Consider the following 18734-nt stretch of genomic DNA (forward strand, 5'->3'; position numbering starts at 1 on the left):
ATTAAAAAATCAATTTACGAGAAAGATCTATTTACACAAAAGATTTGACAGTTTCAAATAGAGGGATTTTTTCCTCTATTTTTTTAGCTAATAATCGGAGATATTTACTACCAACTAATATTTGTAAAAGATAATGATTTGTGTAAAATAATATTTTACTTCTTAAATTGTTATTTTATTTTCTAAAATCAATTGCTACAATCTATTTATTAAGTTATTCACAAATTCACATTATTACTATACGATTTACTGCTTCAAGTGCAATACCAACATAAAATAGCTGCGTATACCTTTTGCAAATGCTGATGCAAAGCACTTGATTAAAAAAACTGACTTTTAATAAAAATATGTGAAAAGCACCACTATCTACTTTACTTATAATCAAACAGTGTTATAGTAATAGTGTAAAGAGAAAGTAAGTAAATAGAAAGAGGTTATTAAAATGCTAGAATCTAAAAAAGCTATTAAGATTATTTCAAGTTTGGTAATCGGTTTGAGTTTAGGCTGTGTTCTTACTCCTATTGCTCAAGCTACTTCATTTACTGCTCCTAAATTGGGTACTGCAACACAAGCTCCAACCAATCCTGCTATTAAAAAGGGTGATAAGATCTTTGTTGTTATTAAAGACACCAAAAATCAAAAAGTAGCTGTTTACAATAAAAATGCTGAAAAAACTAGCAAAAAAGTTGCAATGGGTTCTACTTATACTGTAAAAGACGTTAAGAAAGTTAATAAAAAGAAGATTGTCAGAATCAACAAGAGTCAATGGTTGAATATTAAAGACGTCGTTAAGAACTAAATAAAAGCAAATTTAATAACCGTTTTGAATACTTATTTTCTAAAAATACTTGGAGAGAATAAATAAGGACGAGGATGTTCAAATGAATGTCTTCGCCTTTTTTGATACAATATAGACGCCGCTTTAGCTCAATAGGTAGAGCACCGCCGTGGTAAGGAGGAGGTCCCCAGTTCAAACCTGGGAAGCGGCTTAGTTGTTGTTTTTGGCAAGAAAGGAAAAATTTTATGAAGCATGAACTTACAATGAATGAAATTGCTAAATTTCAAAAAGAATATGAGCAAAAACCACAAAATCGGGTTGCGGAATTGGCTGTTGTTAATAATGGTGTGGCTAAGGCTAGTTTGGATTCAGAAAAGGTTAGGAAATTGAACCGCACTTTTTCAATTGAAATCCCAACTGATAATGTTACTGATCAAAAGCAATCGGGTCGCTGCTGGCTATTTGCGGCCTTGAATACATTGCGTCATGGTTTTGCTAAGAAGTATAATGCTAAAAACTTTACTTTTTCACAAAATTATTTATTCTTCTGGGATCGAATTGAACGAGCAAATATTTTCTTTGATAATATTTTGAATACCGCAGATCGTCCACTTAGTGACAGAACAGTGCATACTTATATGCAGGGACCTGATACTGATGGTGGCCAATGGGCTATGGCTGTTTCTTTGATTAGGAAGTACGGCTTAGTGCCAACCTATGCTCAAGATGAAAGTTTCACTGCCAACAATACTGCTTTCTTCAATCGTATTTTGAATAATAAGTTGCGAGAAGATGGACTTGTGTTGCGTAAGTTAGCTCAAGCAGGTAAAAATGATGAAATTGAAGTTAAACGTCAAGAATTTTTGAGTGAGGTTTACCGTATGGCAGTAATTGCTTTCGGTCAACCAGTACAAAAATTTGACCTTGAGTTTAAGGATGATGAAGGTAAGTATCATTTTGATGGTGATCTTACTCCACTTGATTTCTTTCACGACTACTTTACTGATGACTTGGATGACTATATTGTTTTGTTCAATGCACCAGATCATGAATTTGATAAGCTGTATGCTTTGCCATTTGAAGACAATGTAGAGGGCGGAAGTCCAGTTCATTTCTTAAACACTAAAATTGAAAATCTTAAAGAAGCTGCGATTAAGCAACTTGAAGCAGGCGAAACTTTTTGGTTTGGTTGTGATGTAGGTAAAGATAGCGATCGTCAAAAGGGAATTTTAGCTCATAACCTCTATCAAACTGATACTATTTTTAATATTGAAACTAAGTTAAGCAAAAAAGAGAGACTGGAAACTGGTGCTTCGGGTTCAACTCATGCCATGACGATGGTTGGTGTGGATGTTGTTAATGGAAAGCCACGTCAATGGAAAATTGAAAACTCATGGGGAAGCAAGGTCGGTGAAAAAGGCTACTTTGTGATGGATGATAACTGGTTTGATGAATATCTCTTCAAAGTAGTTGTTAAAAAACAATATGTACCGGAAAAACTGGTTAAGATTTGGGAAGGCAAAGCAACGCCGGTAGAAGCATGGGACTCAATGGCATAATGGAAATTAAACAAGTTATCGATTTTACTCAAACACACTTAAAGAATGAAAAAACGGGTCATGATTTTTATCATGGCGAACGGGTAGCTAATTTGGCTAGTCAAATGTATTTAGCAGATCATGCTGATGCTCATGAAGATAGCCGGGTAGTTGCTATTATTAAAACAGCAGGTTATTTGCATGACACGATTGATGAAAAAATCTGTGCTGACCCACAAAAGGTGATTGATGAAATTGAAGAGTTATTGCCGCAAGTAGGGTTTAATGAACTAGAGGCATGGGATATTTTATTCACCATTCAACACATGTCATTTTCAGCTAATATTGAGCATCACTATCATTTGCCTTTATCTGGACAATATGTGCAAGATGCTGATCGTCTAGAAAGTTTGGGTGCGATTGGAATTGCCCGTGCCTTTACGTATGGTGGTAAACATGGCAATAAGATTTACGATCCAGAGATTAAGCCAGCCGTTTTAACTAGTCATGATCAATATCGTAACCATGTCGAAACCACAATCAACCACTTTTATGAGAAACTTTTTCATTTAGAAGATTTAATGAATACTCCTGCTGCTAAAAAAGAAGCGGAAAGACGAACTGCATACATGCGCGACTTTGTACGTGAATTTATGCAAGAATGGAATGTTTAGAATAATTTAATTTTGAATAAACCTTGATACATCAGCATTGAGGCTTATTTTTTAAATAAATTAAAAATAATATTAAAAAAAACTTGCAAAGCAAAAAATATTTAGCTATACTTATAAACAACTTAAAGAGTTCTATTATTTTTCTCATAAATGAGAGGAGCAATGTGTATGAAGTTTACCAAATTATTTGCTGCAGGAGCAACCGTTTTAATTGCCGGTTCAACGCTGGCAGCATGTGGTAGTAATTCTAATTCGTCAAGTTCATCAGCTAAGAAAACAATTAATTGGATGGATTCGGCTGAAATTCCAACGATGGACATTTCTAAGGCAACAGACGCTACCAGTTTTAACCAATTGGGTAACGTTGAAGAAGGTTTATACCGTTTAGGTAAGAATTCTAAAGTTGAGAATGCTTTGGCAACAGATACCAAGGTTTCAAAAGATGGTAAGACCTGGACTTTCACCTTGCGTGATTCTAAGTGGTCTAATGGTGATAAGTTAACGGCTAAAGACTTTGTTTACTCATGGCGCAGAACCGTTAATCCAAAGACGGCTTCACAATATGCTTACCTCTTCGAAGGAATTCATAATGCCACTCAGATTTCTGCAGGTAAGGCACCAGTTAATAGTTTGGGAGTAAAAGCCGAAGGCGATAATAAATTAGTTGTTACTTTGGACAAACGAATTCCATACTTTAAATTATTGATGGGATTTCCATTGTTCTTCCCACAAAACCAAAAGGTAGTTGAAGCTAATGGCTCTAAGTATGGTACTTCATCTAAGACTACAGCCTTCAACGGACCTTTTGTACAAAAGGGCTGGACTGGTTCTAACCTTTCTTGGAAGCTTGTGAAAAACAAGAATTACTGGGACAAGAAGAATGTTAAGCTTGATGCCATTAATTACAGCGTGCAAAAGACACCATCAACAGCTTACAACTTGTACCAGTCAAATAAGCTTGATGCTACTATTTTAGATTCACAACAAACTAAGAACTTAAAACATCAAAAGGGTTACACTTTGCGTGATACTGCAGCAACCTTCTATTTGCAATTTAACCAAAAGAAGAAGATTTTCCAAAATGCTGACTTGCGTAGAGCAATCTCAATGTCAATCAATAGAAAGGCACTGGGAAGTGCTTTAGGTGGTGCTAATACCCCAGCAACCAGTTTAACTTCAAAGGGTGTAGTTAACCACGATGGCAAGGACTGGTCAGAAGTTGTTGGTGATAAGAAGAACGCCGCATATAACCCAACTGAAGCTAAGAAACTTTACAAGAAGGCTTTGAAGGAATTAGGCGTTAAGAACGTTTCATTTACAATCTTGTCTGATGATACTGATTCAGGTCAAAAGACGACTGAAACACTTCAAAGTCAATTAGAAGAAAACTTGAAGGGCATGAAGGTTTCAGTAGCTAACGTACCATTCAAGACTCGTTTGAACCGTTCAACTAGTGGTAACTTCGATGTTGTTGTTTCAGGTTGGTCAGCTGACTTTGCCGATCCAATTTCATTCGTTGACTTGTTTACTAGCAAGAATGCACAAAATAACGGTAAGTGGAGTAACTCCCAATACGACAAGTTGATCGCTGATTCTAAGACTACAGCAGATACAACTAAGCGTTGGGATGACCTTGAAAAAGCAGAAAAGATCTTGCTTAGCGATGAAGGAATCGCCCCACTTTACTACAAGACTGAAGCTTGGTTAGTTCGTCCAGACATTAAGGGCATTGTCTACAATGGCGCTGGCTTAAACTACAACTTCAAGAATACTTATGTAGCAAATTAATTAAAAAATCAGGAGGACATAGTAATGATTATTATTTCAGCAATTATTATTTTACAAACAAGACATAAAAATAATCTCTCTTCACTTGTAATTGCGTAATAATAGTCTAGCTATGATTTGATGAATAGATAGAAGGAGCAACCATGTGAAGGTTGCTCCTTTTTTGTAATAAAAAAGAATGAGGATCAAAATGAAAAAGTGGAAAAAGTATTTTAGTGCAAGTTTATTAACCGTCGTATCAGCTGCAACTTTGGCAGCCTGTTCAAATAAAAGTTCGTCATCTGGTACCAAGCAAACCTTGAATTGGATGACTAAATCAGAATTACAAACTTTAGATTTGTCCAAGGTGACTGATGCAACTAGTTTAGATCAAATTAATAATTCGATGGAAGGACTCTATCGTTTAGGTAAAAATTCTAAGGTGGAAAATGCTTTAGCAACCAAGACTGAAGTTTCAAAAGATGGTAAAGTGTGGCATTTTACTTTGAGAAAGAATGCCAAATGGTCTAACGGTGATCCAGTTACTGCTAAAGATTTCGTCTATTCATGGCGTAGGACTGTTGATCCAAATACTGCCTCACAATATGCTTATCTTTTCTCAGGAGTAAAGAATGCAGATGATGTTGTGGCAGGAAAGAAGAAGGTTGAAACACTCGGTGTTAAAGCAGATGATAACCAACATTTAACCGTTACTTTGGATAAAAGAATTCCATACTTTAAGTTATTGATGGGCTTCGGAGTTTTCTTCCCACAAAATGAACATGCTGTTGAAAAATATGGCAAAAACTATGGTACCTCATCTAAAACAATGGTTTATAACGGACCATTTGTCTCAAAAGGCTGGACCGGTTCAAACTTGTCTTGGAAGCTAGTTAAGAATAAGGACTACTGGGACAAGAGCAAGGTAAAACTAAGCAAGATTAATTACAGCGTGCAAAAGACACCATCAACCGACTACAACTTGTATCAATCTGGAAAATTAGATGTAGCATTATTGGCACCACAAGCTACAAAACAATTGAAGAACCAGAGTGGTTATACAATTAGACCAGCTTCTTCAACACAATATTTACAATTAAACGAAAAGAACAAGCTTTTCCAAAATACTGACTTCCGCCGTGCACTTTCATTATCAGTTAATCGTAAAGCATTAGCTTCAGCTGTAGGTGGTGCTAACAAGCCAGTCACTACCTTTTCGCCAAATAGTATGACTGAAGTAAATGGCAAAGATTATACTGAATTAGTCAAAACTGCTGAAACTGATAAGTTAATGACATATAACCCTACTTTAGCTAAAAGTTATTGGAAGAAAGCACAAAAGGCTTTAGGACAGAGCAAAGTTAACTTCACTTTGCTAACCTATGACGATGATGATGCCAAAAAAGCAGGTGAATACTTGCAAAGTACTATTGAGTCAAACTTGAAAGGCGTTAATGTCAGAGTAAATAGTTTACCTAAAAAGACTGCCTTAGTTCGTAGCCAAAATGGCAACTTTGATGCTTTATTGATGGGTTGGCAAGCTGACTTTACTGATCCAATCTCATTCCTTGACTTGAACACCTCAAATGCTTCATACAACTGGGGTAAGTGGGCTAATAAGGAATATGATAAGTATGTAGCAGCTTCTAAAACTACTGGAAACGAAAATACTCGTTTTGAAGATTTAGCTAAGGCTGAACGTGTATTGTTAACTGAGCAAGGCGTAGTACCACTTTACCAGCCAGCAGAAGCTTGGATGGTTCGTCCAACTGTCAAGGGCGTTGTATATAATGGTGCTGGAGCTAACTATAACTTCAAATATGCTTATGTTGAAAAGTAGACTAAAATCCTAAATATCTAAATAATAGAACTTATAACAATAAACAACTCCTCTATGTAATCAAAAAGTAGACCGAAAAAATCGGTCTGCTTTTTGATTTTCGCTTGAAAAAAGCAAGTTAGGCTAGTAAAGTAAAACTAATAATTTTTTGAATGAGAAAAGGAGAGCTTAAATGTCAAATTGGGATACAAAATTCGCTAAAAAAGGTTTAACGTTTGATGATGTTTTATTAATTCCAGCAGAAAGTCATGTTTTGCCAAACGAAGTTGATTTGAGTACGACTTTGGCGGATAACATTAAATTAAATATTCCATTGATCAGTGCAGGGATGGATACTGTAACTGAAGGTGCAATGGCAATTGCAATGGCTCTCCAAGGTGGGCTAGGCGTTGTGCACAAGAATATGTCAATTCAAGCGCAAGCTGGTGAAGTAGCCAACGTAAAGAGCGTAGTTGTGCCAACTAGTGCTGCAAAGGCCGCAACTGATGATCAAAATCATCTGCTCTGTGCTGCAGCAGTTGGTGTAACCAGTGATACTTTTGAAAGAGCAGAAGCATTGCTTGAAGCTGGTGCTGATGCGATCGTTATCGATACTGCTCATGGTCACTCAGCTGGGGTATTGCGCAAGATCAAAGAAATCCGCGATCATTTTCCAGAAGCAACTTTGATTGCTGGTAATGTTGCGACTGGGGATGCAACTAGAGCACTGTTTGATGCTGGTGTTGATGTCGTCAAAGTTGGTATTGGCCCTGGATCAATTTGTACTACTAGAGTTGTTGCTGGTGTTGGTGTGCCACAAATCACGGCTATTTATGATGCTGCTACAGCTGCACGTGAATATCACAAGCCAATCATTGCAGATGGTGGAATTAAATATTCAGGTGATGTTGTTAAAGCTTTAGCAGCGGGTGGCAATGCTGTCATGCTTGGCTCAATGCTATCAGGTACTACTGAAGCACCTGGCGAAATTTTTGAAGATAATGGCAAGAAGTATAAGCGCTATCGCGGAATGGGGTCTGTTGGTGCGATGGCCCAAGCACACGGTTCAAGTGACCGTTACTTCCAAGGTGGCGTAAACGAAGCTAATAAACTAGTTCCAGAGGGTGTTGAAGCCCGAGTAGAATACAAGGGCGATGTTTCTGATGTAGTCTTTCAAATTGATGGCGGATTACGTTCAGGTATGGGATATTGTGGTGCTGCAAATATTCCGGAATTAATTGATAAAGCTCAATTTGTTCAAATTACTAATGCAGGTTTACGTGAGTCACATCCACATGATGTTCAAATGACCAAAGCTGCTCCAAACTATAAGTAAAGCAAAATAGATATAATAAAAGTTAAAAATAAGAGAGAAAGCAAAATCTCTCTCTTATTTTTTTAATTTTTTGGAAATTTTCACTAGATATATTTATTTCTTTTGGTATAATTAAAACAACATTAAAAAGTAAATGAAAGCATAAAATAAAATGAGGGAGCAATTAATATGGCTAGATACCTATTAAAACGTATATTTTATATGATCCTCACTTTGCTTATCGTGGCTACGGTAACTTTTTTCTTAATGAAATTGATGCCGGGTTCACCTTATGCTAATGAAGCAAAGATGACGCTAACTCAGCGGCAAATTATGGATCAACAGTATGGTTTAAATAAACCTATCTGGCAACAATATTTGATTTATATTGCGGGGATGCTTCATGGTGATTTTGGGACATCCTTCCAATATAGTAACCAACCGGTAGCTTCATTAATTGGGGCGCGTTTGGGTGCGTCAGTACAATTAGGTTTACAAGCATTAATTTTGGGAGTTGTCCTTGGCGTAATCGCTGGGGCAATTGCTGCTATGAGACAGGGTACTTGGGTTGACTCAACTGCTACTGTAATTTCTATTTTGGGTAAATCAGTTCCTAACTTTGTTTTAGCAGTTTTGCTTCAATACTACATCGGTTTAAAGCTAGGTTGGTTCCCAATTGCTGGTTGGGGGCAATTTTCTCAAACGATTATGCCAACGATTGCTTTGGCAGTTGGACCATTTGCGGAAACAGCTCGGTTTATCCGAACCAGTATGGTTGATACCTTAAGTAGTGACTATATTGAGTTAGGTAAGGCCAAGGGATTGAGCAGAATGGAAGTTATTAGAAAACACGCAATGCGTAATTCAATGATTCCATTAGTAACTCTGATTGGTCCTTATGCTGTAGCCTTGATGACTGGTTCAATGGTTATTGAAAATATCTTTAACGTTCCTGGGATTGGTGAACAATTTGTTAAGTCGATTTTGACTAACGACTATCCAACAATCATGGGAATTACGATGGTTTACTGTATTGGATTAGTAGTAATTCTGTTGATTACTGATATTGTTTATGGATTAATTGATCCAAGAATTAGATTAGATGAAAGCGAGGCCTAGAAGACAATATGACTGAAGAAAAATTAAACCTTCCTGCAGATGCCTTTGAACCCTTACCAAAAGATGAAGCACAGGATAACGAAAACATTGCAGGTCCATCTTTATCGTTTGCACAAAATGTTTGGCTTCGCTTCAAGCAGAGAAAAGCAGCTATTATTTCTGCAATTATTGTTATTTTGATGATTGTAGTAGCTTTTGGTTCAACCCCATTCATCAATAAATCTACTTTAGTTAAATCGCACCCACAATATGCCAATTTGCCTGCTAAAGTGCCAGGAATGAGCGCAATTAACGGGTTGAACGGTAAGATTAAGCAAAATGGCAAGTGGGTTGATGCTTATGCTCAAAATGGTGTGCCTAAAGATAAGTACTTCATCGCAGGTACCGATTATTTAGGCAGATCTTTGGGGCAGAGAATTATCTATGGTACAAAGATTTCATTGATCGTCGCTTTAGTTGCAGCTTTCTTTGATTTAACTATCGGAGTCGCGTACGGAATAGTGTCCGGCTGGAAAGGCGGGGGAGTCGATAACGTGATGCAGCGGATTATTGAAATTATCTCTTCCGTGCCTAATTTAATCATTGTAGTTTTGATGTTGGTGGTATTAAAACCAGGTATTAAGTCAATTATCTTGGCAATTGCTATTTCAAGTTGGACGACAATGGCACGGCAAGTTAGAGCAGAAACTCTGAGTTTGAAAAATGAAGAATATGTTTTGGCAGCTAGATCATTAGGTGAATCACCTTGGAAAATTGCTTGGAAACACTTAGTGCCAAACCTTTCAAGCATCATCATTATTCAAACAATGTACACTATTCCAACTGCCATCTTCTTCGAAGCCTTCTTAAGTTTCATCGGAATCGGTATTTCAGCCCCAGAAACTTCACTAGGTGTACTTTTGAACGAAGGACAAAAGAATTTTCAATTCTTGCCATATCAGATGTGGTATCCAGCAATCGTATTGTGTGTGTTGATGATTGCCTTTAACTTATTAGGTGATGGTTTGCGTGATGCCTTCGATCCACGGGGACAAAGATAGAAAGGATTAACCTAAATGCCAGAAGAAAGAGTTTTAGATGTTAAAAATTTAAAAATTGATTTCCACACTTATGCTGGTGAGGTTAAAGCTATTCGTAACGTTTCCTTTCACCTAAATAAGGGAGAGACGCTCGCAATTGTAGGAGAATCAGGTTCAGGTAAGTCGGTTACTACCAGAAGTATTATCGGTCTGTTAGCACGAAATGCTCAGATTGAAGACGGCGAGATTGATTTTCACGGTAAAAATCTGCTTGACTTATCAGAAAAAGAAATGCAGAAAATTCGTGGTAACGAAATTTCGATGATTTTCCAGGATCCAATGACTTCGCTTGACCCAACTATGAAGATTGGGCAGCAAATTGCGGAGCCATTAATCAAACATAAGGGTGCCTCTAAGAAAGAAGCTTGGGCTAAAGCCTTGGAAATGATGAAGGCCGTGGGAATCCCAAATGCAGAAGAACGAATTAATCAATATCCTCACCAGTTTTCAGGTGGGATGAGACAAAGAATCGTGATTGCGATTGCTTTAATTTGTGAGCCAGAGATTTTGCTGGCTGATGAACCAACTACAGCTCTAGACGTGACTGTCCAAGCTGAAATCTTGGACTTGATGAAAGACTTGCAAAAGCGGGTTAAGACCTCAATTATTTTCATTACGCACGACTTGGGCGTGGTGGCCGGTATGGCAGATAGAGTAGCTGTAATGTACGCTGGTGAATTCTTAGAATTCGGTGGTGTTGATGAAATTTTTTATGATCCACAGCATCCATATACTTGGGGCTTAATCAATTCAATGCCTACTTTAAACAGTGATACTTTGGAGTCGATTCCAGGTACGCCTCCTAACTTGCTTGATCCGCCCAAGGGTGATCCTTTTGCACCAAGAAATAAGTATGCCATGAAGATTGATGTGGAAAGAAAGCCACCATTTTTCAAGGTAACTGATACTCACTATGCTGCAACCTGGCTTTTAGCACCAGGTGCACCTAAAGTGGAACCACCAGCTGAAATTACACGTCGCTGGAAAAAATATAACTTGATGAAACAAGAAGATAAACTGCCAGAGGTTAACTAGTCGCGGTAAAGGAGATTTTTATGCCAGAAAAAAAGAAAATTTTGGAAGTAAAACATCTAAAACAATACTTTAAAAATGGTCGTAATGTCACCAAGGCTGTTGACGATGTAAGCTTTAATATCTATGAAGGTGAAACTTTCGGCTTGGTAGGTGAATCTGGTTCTGGTAAGACAACTACTGGGCGCTCAATTTTGCAATTGTATAAGCCAACTAGTGGCGAAGTGATTTTTGAAGGCAAAAATGTAGCAGATTTAAAAAGTCGTGCAGACAAACTAGCTTTTACACGGGATGCACAAATGATCTTTCAAGATCCTTATGCTTCACTTAATCCTAGAATGACTGTTGAGGACATTATTGCTGAAGGATTAGATATTCACCATTTGGTTAAAAATAAAGATGAACGAACTGAGAGAGTAGAGGAATTATTGGAAACTGTTGGCTTAAATGCAAGTCATGCTAGCCGTTTTCCACATGAATTCTCAGGTGGTCAGCGTCAAAGAATCGGGATTGCTCGCGCCTTAGCCGTAGAGCCAAAATTTATTGTTGCAGACGAACCTATTTCAGCTCTAGACGTATCAATTCAAGCTCAAGTAGTTAACTTGATGATTGAATTACAGAAAAAGCGTGGTTTAACTTACTTGTTCATTGCCCACGATTTATCAATGGTTAAGTTTATTTCTGACCGAATTGGTGTAATGCACTACGGTAAACTACTGGAAGTAGGTCCAGCCGATGACGTCTATGATCGACCACTTCATGATTACACGAAGAGTTTGATTTCTGCAGTGCCAATTCCTGATCCAGAAGTTGAGCGGAGCCGGACAAGGATTCCTTATGACGCTCAAAAAGAAGAAATGGACGGAAAACAACGCTCAATGCATGAAATTCGTCCAGGACACTTCGTACGCTGCTCTGACGATGAAGTCAAGCATTACGAAGAAGTAGCGGCAAGCTACGAAAATTAGATACCAAATCTAATGCAACTCTCTCTATATTAATATTATATTTATGCTAAAAAGGCGATCCGATATGGATCGCCTTTTTATATGATCATTGCTCGTTAAGCTAATGAATCCCATGCTGGTAGGTCAGTGATTGGACCTTCAGCGAGCTTCTTTTGGTTTTCAGTTAAGTACTTCTTGTGGACTACAACTTCGTAAACATAGTCCTTAAACCATTCATTATTCATGACGTAGAAGCCTTTAACACCAGATTTATCGCCCCATGAGTTCTCAACTTTCCATTGACGAACTTCGCCGTTGTCTTCATCAACACCAACTAAAGTCATGGCATGTGACACTTGACCGACGCCGGTCTTTAATCTGTCTGCTTTAGACATTTTAAGGTCAACGCCGAATAAGTCATCTAACTTGTATAAATTAGTGTCAAGGTAACCAGTCTTACGGTCCATTTGACGTAAAACATCGTTACCAAACCAAACAGCTTCGCCGTCTTTTAATTGAGCGATAGCAGCGCTGGACAAGTATTCCATTGGTACATTCAAAAGCTTAATTCTCAGTGAACCTTCAATGTTGTCTTCAGCTGGTAGACCATAAAGCTTGTTATAGTCATGGTCTGGAGCATTGGTTAAAACAACATAATCATCAAAATCGACATCGCCCATGTACTTATGCAAGAATTCAAGTGGAGTAAGGTTCTTTTCTAAATGATATTTCTTATCATCATCACGATATTCAAGATCGAAAGTCTTAGGTGGTTCACCTACTGCGATAGCAGTCATTTGGTAAACTTCGCTTAAAAATTTTTCGCGAACCTTTTTAATTTCATCATCTTTGCCGTATTGCTTCAAGTGGCGCAATACTAAAGCATCCTTCTTTAACTTATCGCCTAAAGCAGTCGCAAAACCAGTAGTATCATTGGTGTTAAAAGTTTCTGGCATTGCATATGAAGGAACAACACCATATTTTTCAACTAAAGCGGCAGCCATTTGGAATTGTCCACCATCACTACCAGCAAAGTCTAAGTCAGCCTTAACTTGACGTGAATCAAGTGGCATATCAGCACTGTCTAAGATTCTGTTGTAGAACATGTTGGCACGTTCAATCTTGTCCCAGAAAAAGTTGTAAGCTTGTGAGAAAGTGAAATCTTTAGCCTTGTATTTTTTACCAAAAGCATGACGTAAAACGTTCAAAGTTGCGAACAACCAGCAACGACCTGAATGCTTTTGATTAGTAACGTTGTTGGTGTCAAGTTCGGTTGAGAATACTCTGGTTAATTGTCCTTGAACACGGTCGTTATAAGATGCTTCAAGCACACCACTGCGTTGAGCTGCACGAGCAACGACTTTATTTTCAGGTTTTTTATTAAATTCGGCAGAGAACTTTTCTAGTTCTTGCACAGTTAATTCATGAGCCATAAAAAATCTCCTTTTTAATTTTATAATTTTTTTCTAAACTAACTCTATTTTAAAGCAAAATACAAGCGGGTTCAATTAGAACTCGCTTGTAGAGAATTATTAATCCGTTAACTTATTAGACCTCTTGCATAAACCTAATAAATTAATCAATTTTTATAGAATTGCCATCATCGCCGGCAGTTTCCTTTGGCAAAGTGATGGTCAATACACCATTATCATACTTTGCATGAATCTCACTTGCAACTACATTTGGCAATCTGTAGCTTCTAGAAATACTGCCCTCACTTCTTTCCTTATGAATGATATTTCTATTTTTATCGCTAGTGTCCTTAAATGATTTTCTTGTGCCGCTGACATTTAACGTACCGTCATTATAGTTAACGTTGATATCCTGCTTATCCATGCCAGGCATGTCAATCTTAACTAGATAGTCCTTATCAGTTTCTGCAACATCAGATTGCATAATGTTTTCAATTTCATTATCGTCAAAGAAGTTTCTTGGAAAACCAAACCAATCATTCATTGCATCCATCATGTCGTTGCGCCGATTCATCATATCGTTTGCCATAAATAAAACTTCCTTTCATTTTTGTATTTGCTTAATTAGAATATAAGGAAAAGATCAACTCATTTCTTGATCTCTTTTCTCCTTACACTGTTTATTGTAGTCGCTTTTTATAGAAATGACACAAATTAGCACTCAAAAATGCATAGTGCTAATTTTAGACTGATAACGCTGCTACAATAACATTCTGAGATTGTAGATAATTATTACGTATAGAAAAATAAAGAAAGTTTGTGAAATAGAAATGGTATATTTTCAGAAAATGACTCCAGAAGGCTATCAACAAATTGAGGATGAAATTGCTCGATTAAAAAAAGATCGGCCACGTAGAATTAAAATTTTGCAGGCTGCACGAGCTTTAGGTGATCTTTCGGAAAATACTGAATATACTGAAGCAAAACGTGATCTAGGTCACTTACAAAGTCGTCTGCGTTACCTAGGCAAACAATTAAAGTATGCCGAAATTGTTAAAGCTGAAGATGATGGTAAGGTTGATCTAGGAAAGACCGTTGTGCTTAAGTTTGATGACGATGATGAAACAGAAGAATACAAAGTAGTTGGGCGAATGGAAGCGGATCTTGCTGCTGGCAAGGTTTCTTTTGATTCTCCATTGGGTCAAGCAATCATGAAAAAGGAGGCTGGTACAACAGCAACGGTGGCTGCACCAGCAGGTGAATATCAAGTAACGATTGTGGAAGTTAAATAAGTTGAGAACTATAATAAACTGTCTTTTTCTGGTATAATATGGGTTTTGTAGGATACAATTCAGAGTAGGAGTGAAGAATTTGAATACGCCACAATCAAGAGAGGGTAATGTGATCCGCTATGCCGTTTATTTAGCTGGCTATGTCGCTGTGTTTGCAGTAGTAAAGCTAGTTACTAGAAAATCTCCGGTTCATATTTGGGATTTGATTTTATTCGGCTTAGTTGCAGCCATGATTCTGTTGTTTTATGTTTATCGTTTCAATCGAGAGCAACGCTTTTTTGCCCGTGATTTTAAACTTCCATGGTTGGGCAGTTTGTCAACTGTTGTTCTATTAACATTAGTGATTACAGTTACACAGATTTCGATTTCATACTTACAATCATATGGCAGGATTAGTCATTATGATTTCCAATTGATATATGCCAAAAGTGAATCAGTTAACATGTTTTGGTTTTTAATCGTTGTCCAAGGAATTGTATTACCAATCCTACAAGAATTTTTGGCGACTGGCTTTTTGTTCAATTATGCTTTTCGGCGAAATACTAAGCAAGTTGCAATTATGGGGATCATTGTTTCAGGTCTGATTTATAGCTTACTGAACTTTCAAAATTCAGTAGTACTCTTTATTATTGATGCAATTTATGGCATGGTGTTTGCTTGGAGCTATATGTACACACAAACATTATTGATGCCAATTTACTTAGCTGTAGTTAGTGGCGTACTTACAGTGATTATGATTTAAAAACAAAAGGATGAGAAAAATTCTCATCCTTATTTTTGTATAAAAAAAGCGGATAGCGTGAATCGAACCCGCATCTACAGCTTGGGAAGCTGTCGTTCTACCATTTAACTATACCCGCAATATGTTTTTATTTTAGCATTTTTTCTATTTGAAGATCAACACTTTTACGATCAATTAAGCTGGTAAAATTTTGAAAAAGCCAGCGGCGTAGTTCGTTGGGCATAACAACTAGAGGCATTCTATTATGGATTGGCGCCATATCTTTGTTAGGCGCGGTAGTAACCATTGAAAAATAATCCTGATCATAAATACCTGCAATTAAGGTAAGTGGTTGATTAGTGCGGAAGGCGTAGCGATCATGGTATTTACGACCGTTTTCAGCAATATGGGTAGTTTTAGCGTATTCAAAGAATTTTTCGGTTAAGATTAAGCAACGTTGCTTGGCAAAGGATTTGTCCCACATTGAAGGCGCTGAATCATAAAATCGCTCAATTCTAGCGTTAAATAATGGCTTTTTTGGATCAACGGGACTTGGATAGCCCCATTTTTTGTTGCTTAATTGCAATTGACCATTTTGATAAAGCAAAACAGGTGCTACTTGGTTAGGAAAAATATCTTGTGCTTGAATGTCAAAATTTGGTGTAACTAAGGGCAGGTCAAGATCGCTTTTGAGATATTGTTGAATTTGTTTTAAATTAGGTAAACGAAACTGGTTGCACATACGCATTTCCTTTCTTTAGGGCTAGTTTAATCATAGCCTATTTTTTGTTAAAATTAGGTAATTAAACAATTAATATTAATAAAAAAATAAACTTAAAAATTAGAAAAGAGCAAAAAGATGGCGAAAGAAATTTTATTAACTGGTGACCGTCCTACTGGTAAGCTGCACATTGGTCACTATATCGGTTCATTAAAGAATAGAGTAAAATTACAAAATTCAGGTAAATATGATCCATATATTATGATTGCGGATACACAGGCTTTGACCGACAATGCTCGTAATCCGGAAAAAATTCGCAATAGTTTGATCCAAGTAGCTTTAGATTACTTAGCTGTTGGTATTGATCCAGCTAAATCAACTATTTATGTTCAATCACAAATTCCTGCTCTATTTGAATTGACTGCTTACTACATGGATTTAGTAACTGTGGCTCGGCTTGAAAGAAATCCAACTGTTAAGACAGAAATTAAGCAAAAAGATTTCAAAGACTCTATTCCAATTGGCTTTTTAAACTATCCAGTTTCTCAAGCTGCTGATATCACCGCTTTTAAAGCAACCGTTATTCCTGTTGGAGATGACCAGGAACCAATGTTGGAACAAACACGTGAAATCGTTAGGACTTTTAACCGTGTTTATAATTGTGATGTTTTGGTTGAACCTAAAGGTTATTTCCCACCTAAAGGTCAAGGACGTTTGCCAGGACTTGATGGTAATGCGAAGATGTCAAAGTCACTTGGCAATGCGATTTATCTTGCTGATGATGCAAAGACAGTTCAAAAGAAAGTTATGTCAATGTACACGGACCCTAACCATATTCACGTTGAAGACCCTGGTAAGGTTGAAGGTAACACTGTCTTTACATATCTTGATGTCTTCGATCCAGATAAGGACAAGGTGGCAGAACTTAAGGCAGAATACCAAAAGGGTGGCTTAGGTGACGTTAAGATTAAGCGTTACTTAAACAAGGTCCTTGAAGCAGAGCTTGCACCAATTCGTGAACGTCGCGAAAAGTTTGCTCAAGATGAAGATGCGGTTTATGAAATGCTTCTGGAAGGTTCAAAAAAGGCTAATAAAGTGGCTAATGCAACACTTGAACAAGTCCGTGACGCAATTGGTTTGAACTATTTCAAGAATAGATAAGGCTGAGGTAAAGTTATGCACGATCGAATTCCTTGGAAACAATATTTTATGATGCAGGCGCTAGTAATTGCGCAACGCTCTACTTGTAATCGCGCATTAGTTGGTAGCGTCTTAGTAAAAAATAATCGGATTATTGGCACTGGTTATAATGGTTCCGTTTCAGGACAACCGCATTGTGACGATGTGGGTCATCAAATGGTTGATGGTCACTGCGTTAGAACTATTCATTCAGAAATGAATGCGATCATTCAGTGTGCTAAGTTTGGTGTTTCTACAGAAAATACTGAGATTTATGTGACACATTTTCCTTGCTATAATTGCTGCAAATCCTTGTTGCAGGCAGGCGTGAAAAAAATTAACTATTATTTTGACTATCGCGATAATCCATTGGCGATGCAACTACTTCATGATAGCGAGGTGCCTTATGAACAGATTAAGATTAATCGCAAATACGTGGAAAGCTTGGCCCATAAACTTGAAGAAGACGAGAATTAATTTAATTTGGTTAATGGGACTAGTAACTGTATTTTTAATAACGACAGGATTTGTCCAGCCAAATATTGAAGATCATGCTCATATTTTAGATAAAGAAACTCGCACTTTGGTTACGGAAAAAAATAATCGCTATTTTCAGACTAAAGAACAACCGCAAATTGTCGTTATAACGGTTAAAAGGCTGAATAAGTTAACACCTAAGATGCTAGATCATTCTAAGCGAACGGTCTTTATTGTGGTAGGACAGAAAGGTAAAAAGCGTAATGTGCAAATTTATTCAACTAAAGATTTGCATAGTGCCTTCACCGAGGTCGCTCGGGGCAATATCTTGCGTGCTGAAGTAGATAAATTGCGTAGTCAAAATAATGCAACTTTTAACAAGGGAATTCGCTTCGTCTTTCGGGCATGTGCGACTAGAGTTGATCAACAATATCAATATGCACTTGATAAATATGATTTGACGCAAGCAGAACAAAATAAAGTCGCGCGTCCACATAGTGTAGCTTTACCAATCGCACTGGCACTGGCATTTTTAATTACGGGAATTACTTATTTCTTGCGTAGATTTAGTCATCGTGATCCAATTTCTAAGAAATAGTCGGCTTGACTTATTTGCATTTTGTCCTTACACTTTTTGTAGACATAATTAGCGAAAAACTGTTAGGTGAGACTCCTACGTGAACACACGCTATCGCCCAGAAACATCCAGAGATGCCAACGGGTTAAATAGGTGTCGTCGACTTAAGGCGAGATCCAGATAGCTAGCATGTGCTTACGTCACGTAGTGTTAAAACTGAACGACGAGTATGACAGAGCCTTGTTTGGCAAAAGTCACCTGCAGAAATTACAGGTGGCTTTTTTGTT

At 37.4% G+C, this 18734-nt stretch carries 18 protein-coding genes, 2 tRNA genes and 1 riboswitch; of the genes, 16 read left to right on the forward strand and 4 right to left on the reverse strand.

Annotation, left to right across the window (positions count from 1 at the left end):
• The first annotated feature begins 442 nt into the window (after nt 1-442).
• From CP366_RS03940 to CP366_RS03990, 11 genes are all read left to right on the forward strand, one after another.
• Complete coding sequence (locus CP366_RS03940; protein ID WP_013085742.1) at nt 443-799, forward strand: hypothetical protein; 357 nt, start codon at nt 443-445, stop codon at nt 797-799.
• Between the two features lie 117 nt (nt 800-916).
• Nucleotides 917-989, forward strand: a tRNA-Thr gene (locus tag CP366_RS03945).
• Between the two features lie 34 nt (nt 990-1023).
• Entirely contained in the window at nt 1024-2337 is a 1314-nt protein-coding gene (locus tag CP366_RS03950) for a C1 family peptidase (RefSeq protein WP_089145709.1), read from the forward strand.
• Nucleotides 2337-2990: an HD domain-containing protein gene (locus CP366_RS03955; RefSeq protein WP_013085744.1), complete on the forward strand. Its 654-nt coding sequence runs from the start codon at nt 2337-2339 to the stop codon at nt 2988-2990. The genes CP366_RS03950 and CP366_RS03955 overlap by 1 nt, the downstream gene beginning before the upstream one ends.
• A gap of 168 nt (nt 2991-3158) precedes the next feature.
• A complete protein-coding gene (locus CP366_RS03960; RefSeq protein ID WP_089145708.1) occupies nt 3159-4778 on the forward strand; it encodes a peptide ABC transporter substrate-binding protein in 1620 nt (539 codons plus the stop codon).
• Nucleotides 4779-4968: 190 nt separating this feature from the next.
• Nucleotides 4969-6597: a peptide ABC transporter substrate-binding protein gene (locus CP366_RS03965; RefSeq protein ID WP_089145707.1), complete on the forward strand. Its 1629-nt coding sequence runs from the start codon at nt 4969-4971 to the stop codon at nt 6595-6597.
• A gap of 172 nt (nt 6598-6769) precedes the next feature.
• Nucleotides 6770-7912 carry an IMP dehydrogenase gene (locus CP366_RS03970; RefSeq protein ID WP_005725391.1) on the forward strand — a complete coding sequence of 381 codons (1143 nt, stop codon included), beginning with the start codon at nt 6770-6772 and terminating at the stop codon, nt 7910-7912.
• Nucleotides 7913-8080: 168 nt separating this feature from the next.
• Nucleotides 8081-9010 carry an oligopeptide ABC transporter permease gene (opp3b, locus tag CP366_RS03975; RefSeq protein WP_005718454.1) on the forward strand — a complete coding sequence of 310 codons (930 nt, stop codon included), beginning with the start codon at nt 8081-8083 and terminating at the stop codon, nt 9008-9010.
• An 8-nt stretch (nt 9011-9018) separates the two neighbouring features.
• Nucleotides 9019-10050 (forward strand): ABC transporter permease, encoded by a 1032-nt coding sequence (locus CP366_RS03980; protein WP_005729325.1) that lies wholly within the window; start codon nt 9019-9021, stop codon nt 10048-10050.
• A 15-nt stretch (nt 10051-10065) separates the two neighbouring features.
• Nucleotides 10066-11124, forward strand: a complete 1059-nt coding sequence (locus tag CP366_RS03985; RefSeq protein WP_089145706.1) for an ABC transporter ATP-binding protein — start codon at nt 10066-10068, stop codon at nt 11122-11124.
• A 20-nt stretch (nt 11125-11144) separates the two neighbouring features.
• On the forward strand, nt 11145-12089 hold the full coding sequence (locus tag CP366_RS03990) for an ABC transporter ATP-binding protein (protein ID WP_005718459.1): 945 nt from the start codon (nt 11145-11147) through the stop codon (nt 12087-12089).
• A 95-nt stretch (nt 12090-12184) separates the two neighbouring features.
• On the opposite strand, the gene CP366_RS03995 is transcribed toward CP366_RS03990, so the two are convergent.
• Together CP366_RS03995 and CP366_RS04000 are read right to left on the reverse strand one after the other, a co-directional pair.
• On the reverse strand, nt 12185-13501 hold the full coding sequence (locus tag CP366_RS03995; protein WP_005724073.1) for a C1 family peptidase: 1317 nt from the start codon (nt 13499-13501) through the stop codon (nt 12185-12187).
• Nucleotides 13502-13643: 142 nt separating this feature from the next.
• Nucleotides 13644-14069 carry an Hsp20/alpha crystallin family protein gene (locus CP366_RS04000; protein WP_089143458.1) on the reverse strand — a complete coding sequence of 142 codons (426 nt, stop codon included), beginning with the start codon at nt 14067-14069 and terminating at the stop codon, nt 13644-13646.
• 241 nt (nt 14070-14310) lie between these two features.
• On the opposite strand from CP366_RS04000, the gene greA reads away from it, so the two are divergent.
• A complete protein-coding gene (gene greA / locus CP366_RS04005) occupies nt 14311-14772 on the forward strand; it encodes a transcription elongation factor GreA (RefSeq protein ID WP_005724077.1) in 462 nt (153 codons plus the stop codon).
• A 79-nt stretch (nt 14773-14851) separates the two neighbouring features.
• Nucleotides 14852-15514 carry a CPBP family intramembrane glutamic endopeptidase gene (locus CP366_RS04010; protein ID WP_005725384.1) on the forward strand — a complete coding sequence of 221 codons (663 nt, stop codon included), beginning with the start codon at nt 14852-14854 and terminating at the stop codon, nt 15512-15514.
• 47 nt (nt 15515-15561) lie between these two features.
• Here CP366_RS04010 and CP366_RS04015 read toward each other — a convergent pair.
• Nucleotides 15562-15632: transfer RNA gene (locus CP366_RS04015), tRNA-Gly, on the reverse strand.
• Nucleotides 15633-15641: 9 nt separating this feature from the next.
• Complete coding sequence (locus CP366_RS04020; RefSeq protein WP_005718467.1) at nt 15642-16235, reverse strand: SOS response-associated peptidase; 594 nt, start codon at nt 16233-16235, stop codon at nt 15642-15644.
• A gap of 117 nt (nt 16236-16352) precedes the next feature.
• Between CP366_RS04020 and trpS the strand changes: the two genes are divergently transcribed.
• Genes trpS through CP366_RS04035 form a run of 3 tightly spaced genes read left to right on the forward strand, consistent with a single transcriptional unit; the run spans nt 16353 to nt 18468 of the window.
• Complete coding sequence (gene trpS / locus CP366_RS04025) at nt 16353-17375, forward strand: tryptophan--tRNA ligase (RefSeq protein WP_005718468.1); 1023 nt, start codon at nt 16353-16355, stop codon at nt 17373-17375.
• A 15-nt stretch (nt 17376-17390) separates the two neighbouring features.
• Nucleotides 17391-17870: a deaminase gene (locus CP366_RS04030; protein ID WP_013085750.1), complete on the forward strand. Its 480-nt coding sequence runs from the start codon at nt 17391-17393 to the stop codon at nt 17868-17870.
• 13 nt (nt 17871-17883) lie between these two features.
• Nucleotides 17884-18468: a TPM domain-containing protein gene (locus CP366_RS04035; RefSeq protein WP_023488465.1), complete on the forward strand. Its 585-nt coding sequence runs from the start codon at nt 17884-17886 to the stop codon at nt 18466-18468.
• Between the two features lie 51 nt (nt 18469-18519).
• Nucleotides 18520-18683: riboswitch (M-box (ykoK) riboswitch) on the forward strand.
• The last annotated feature ends 51 nt before the right edge of the window (nt 18684-18734 follow it).

The sequence above is a fragment of the Lactobacillus sp. UMNPBX15 genome (genome assembly GCF_002553785.1).
Taxonomy (GTDB): domain Bacteria; phylum Bacillota; class Bacilli; order Lactobacillales; family Lactobacillaceae; genus Lactobacillus; species Lactobacillus crispatus.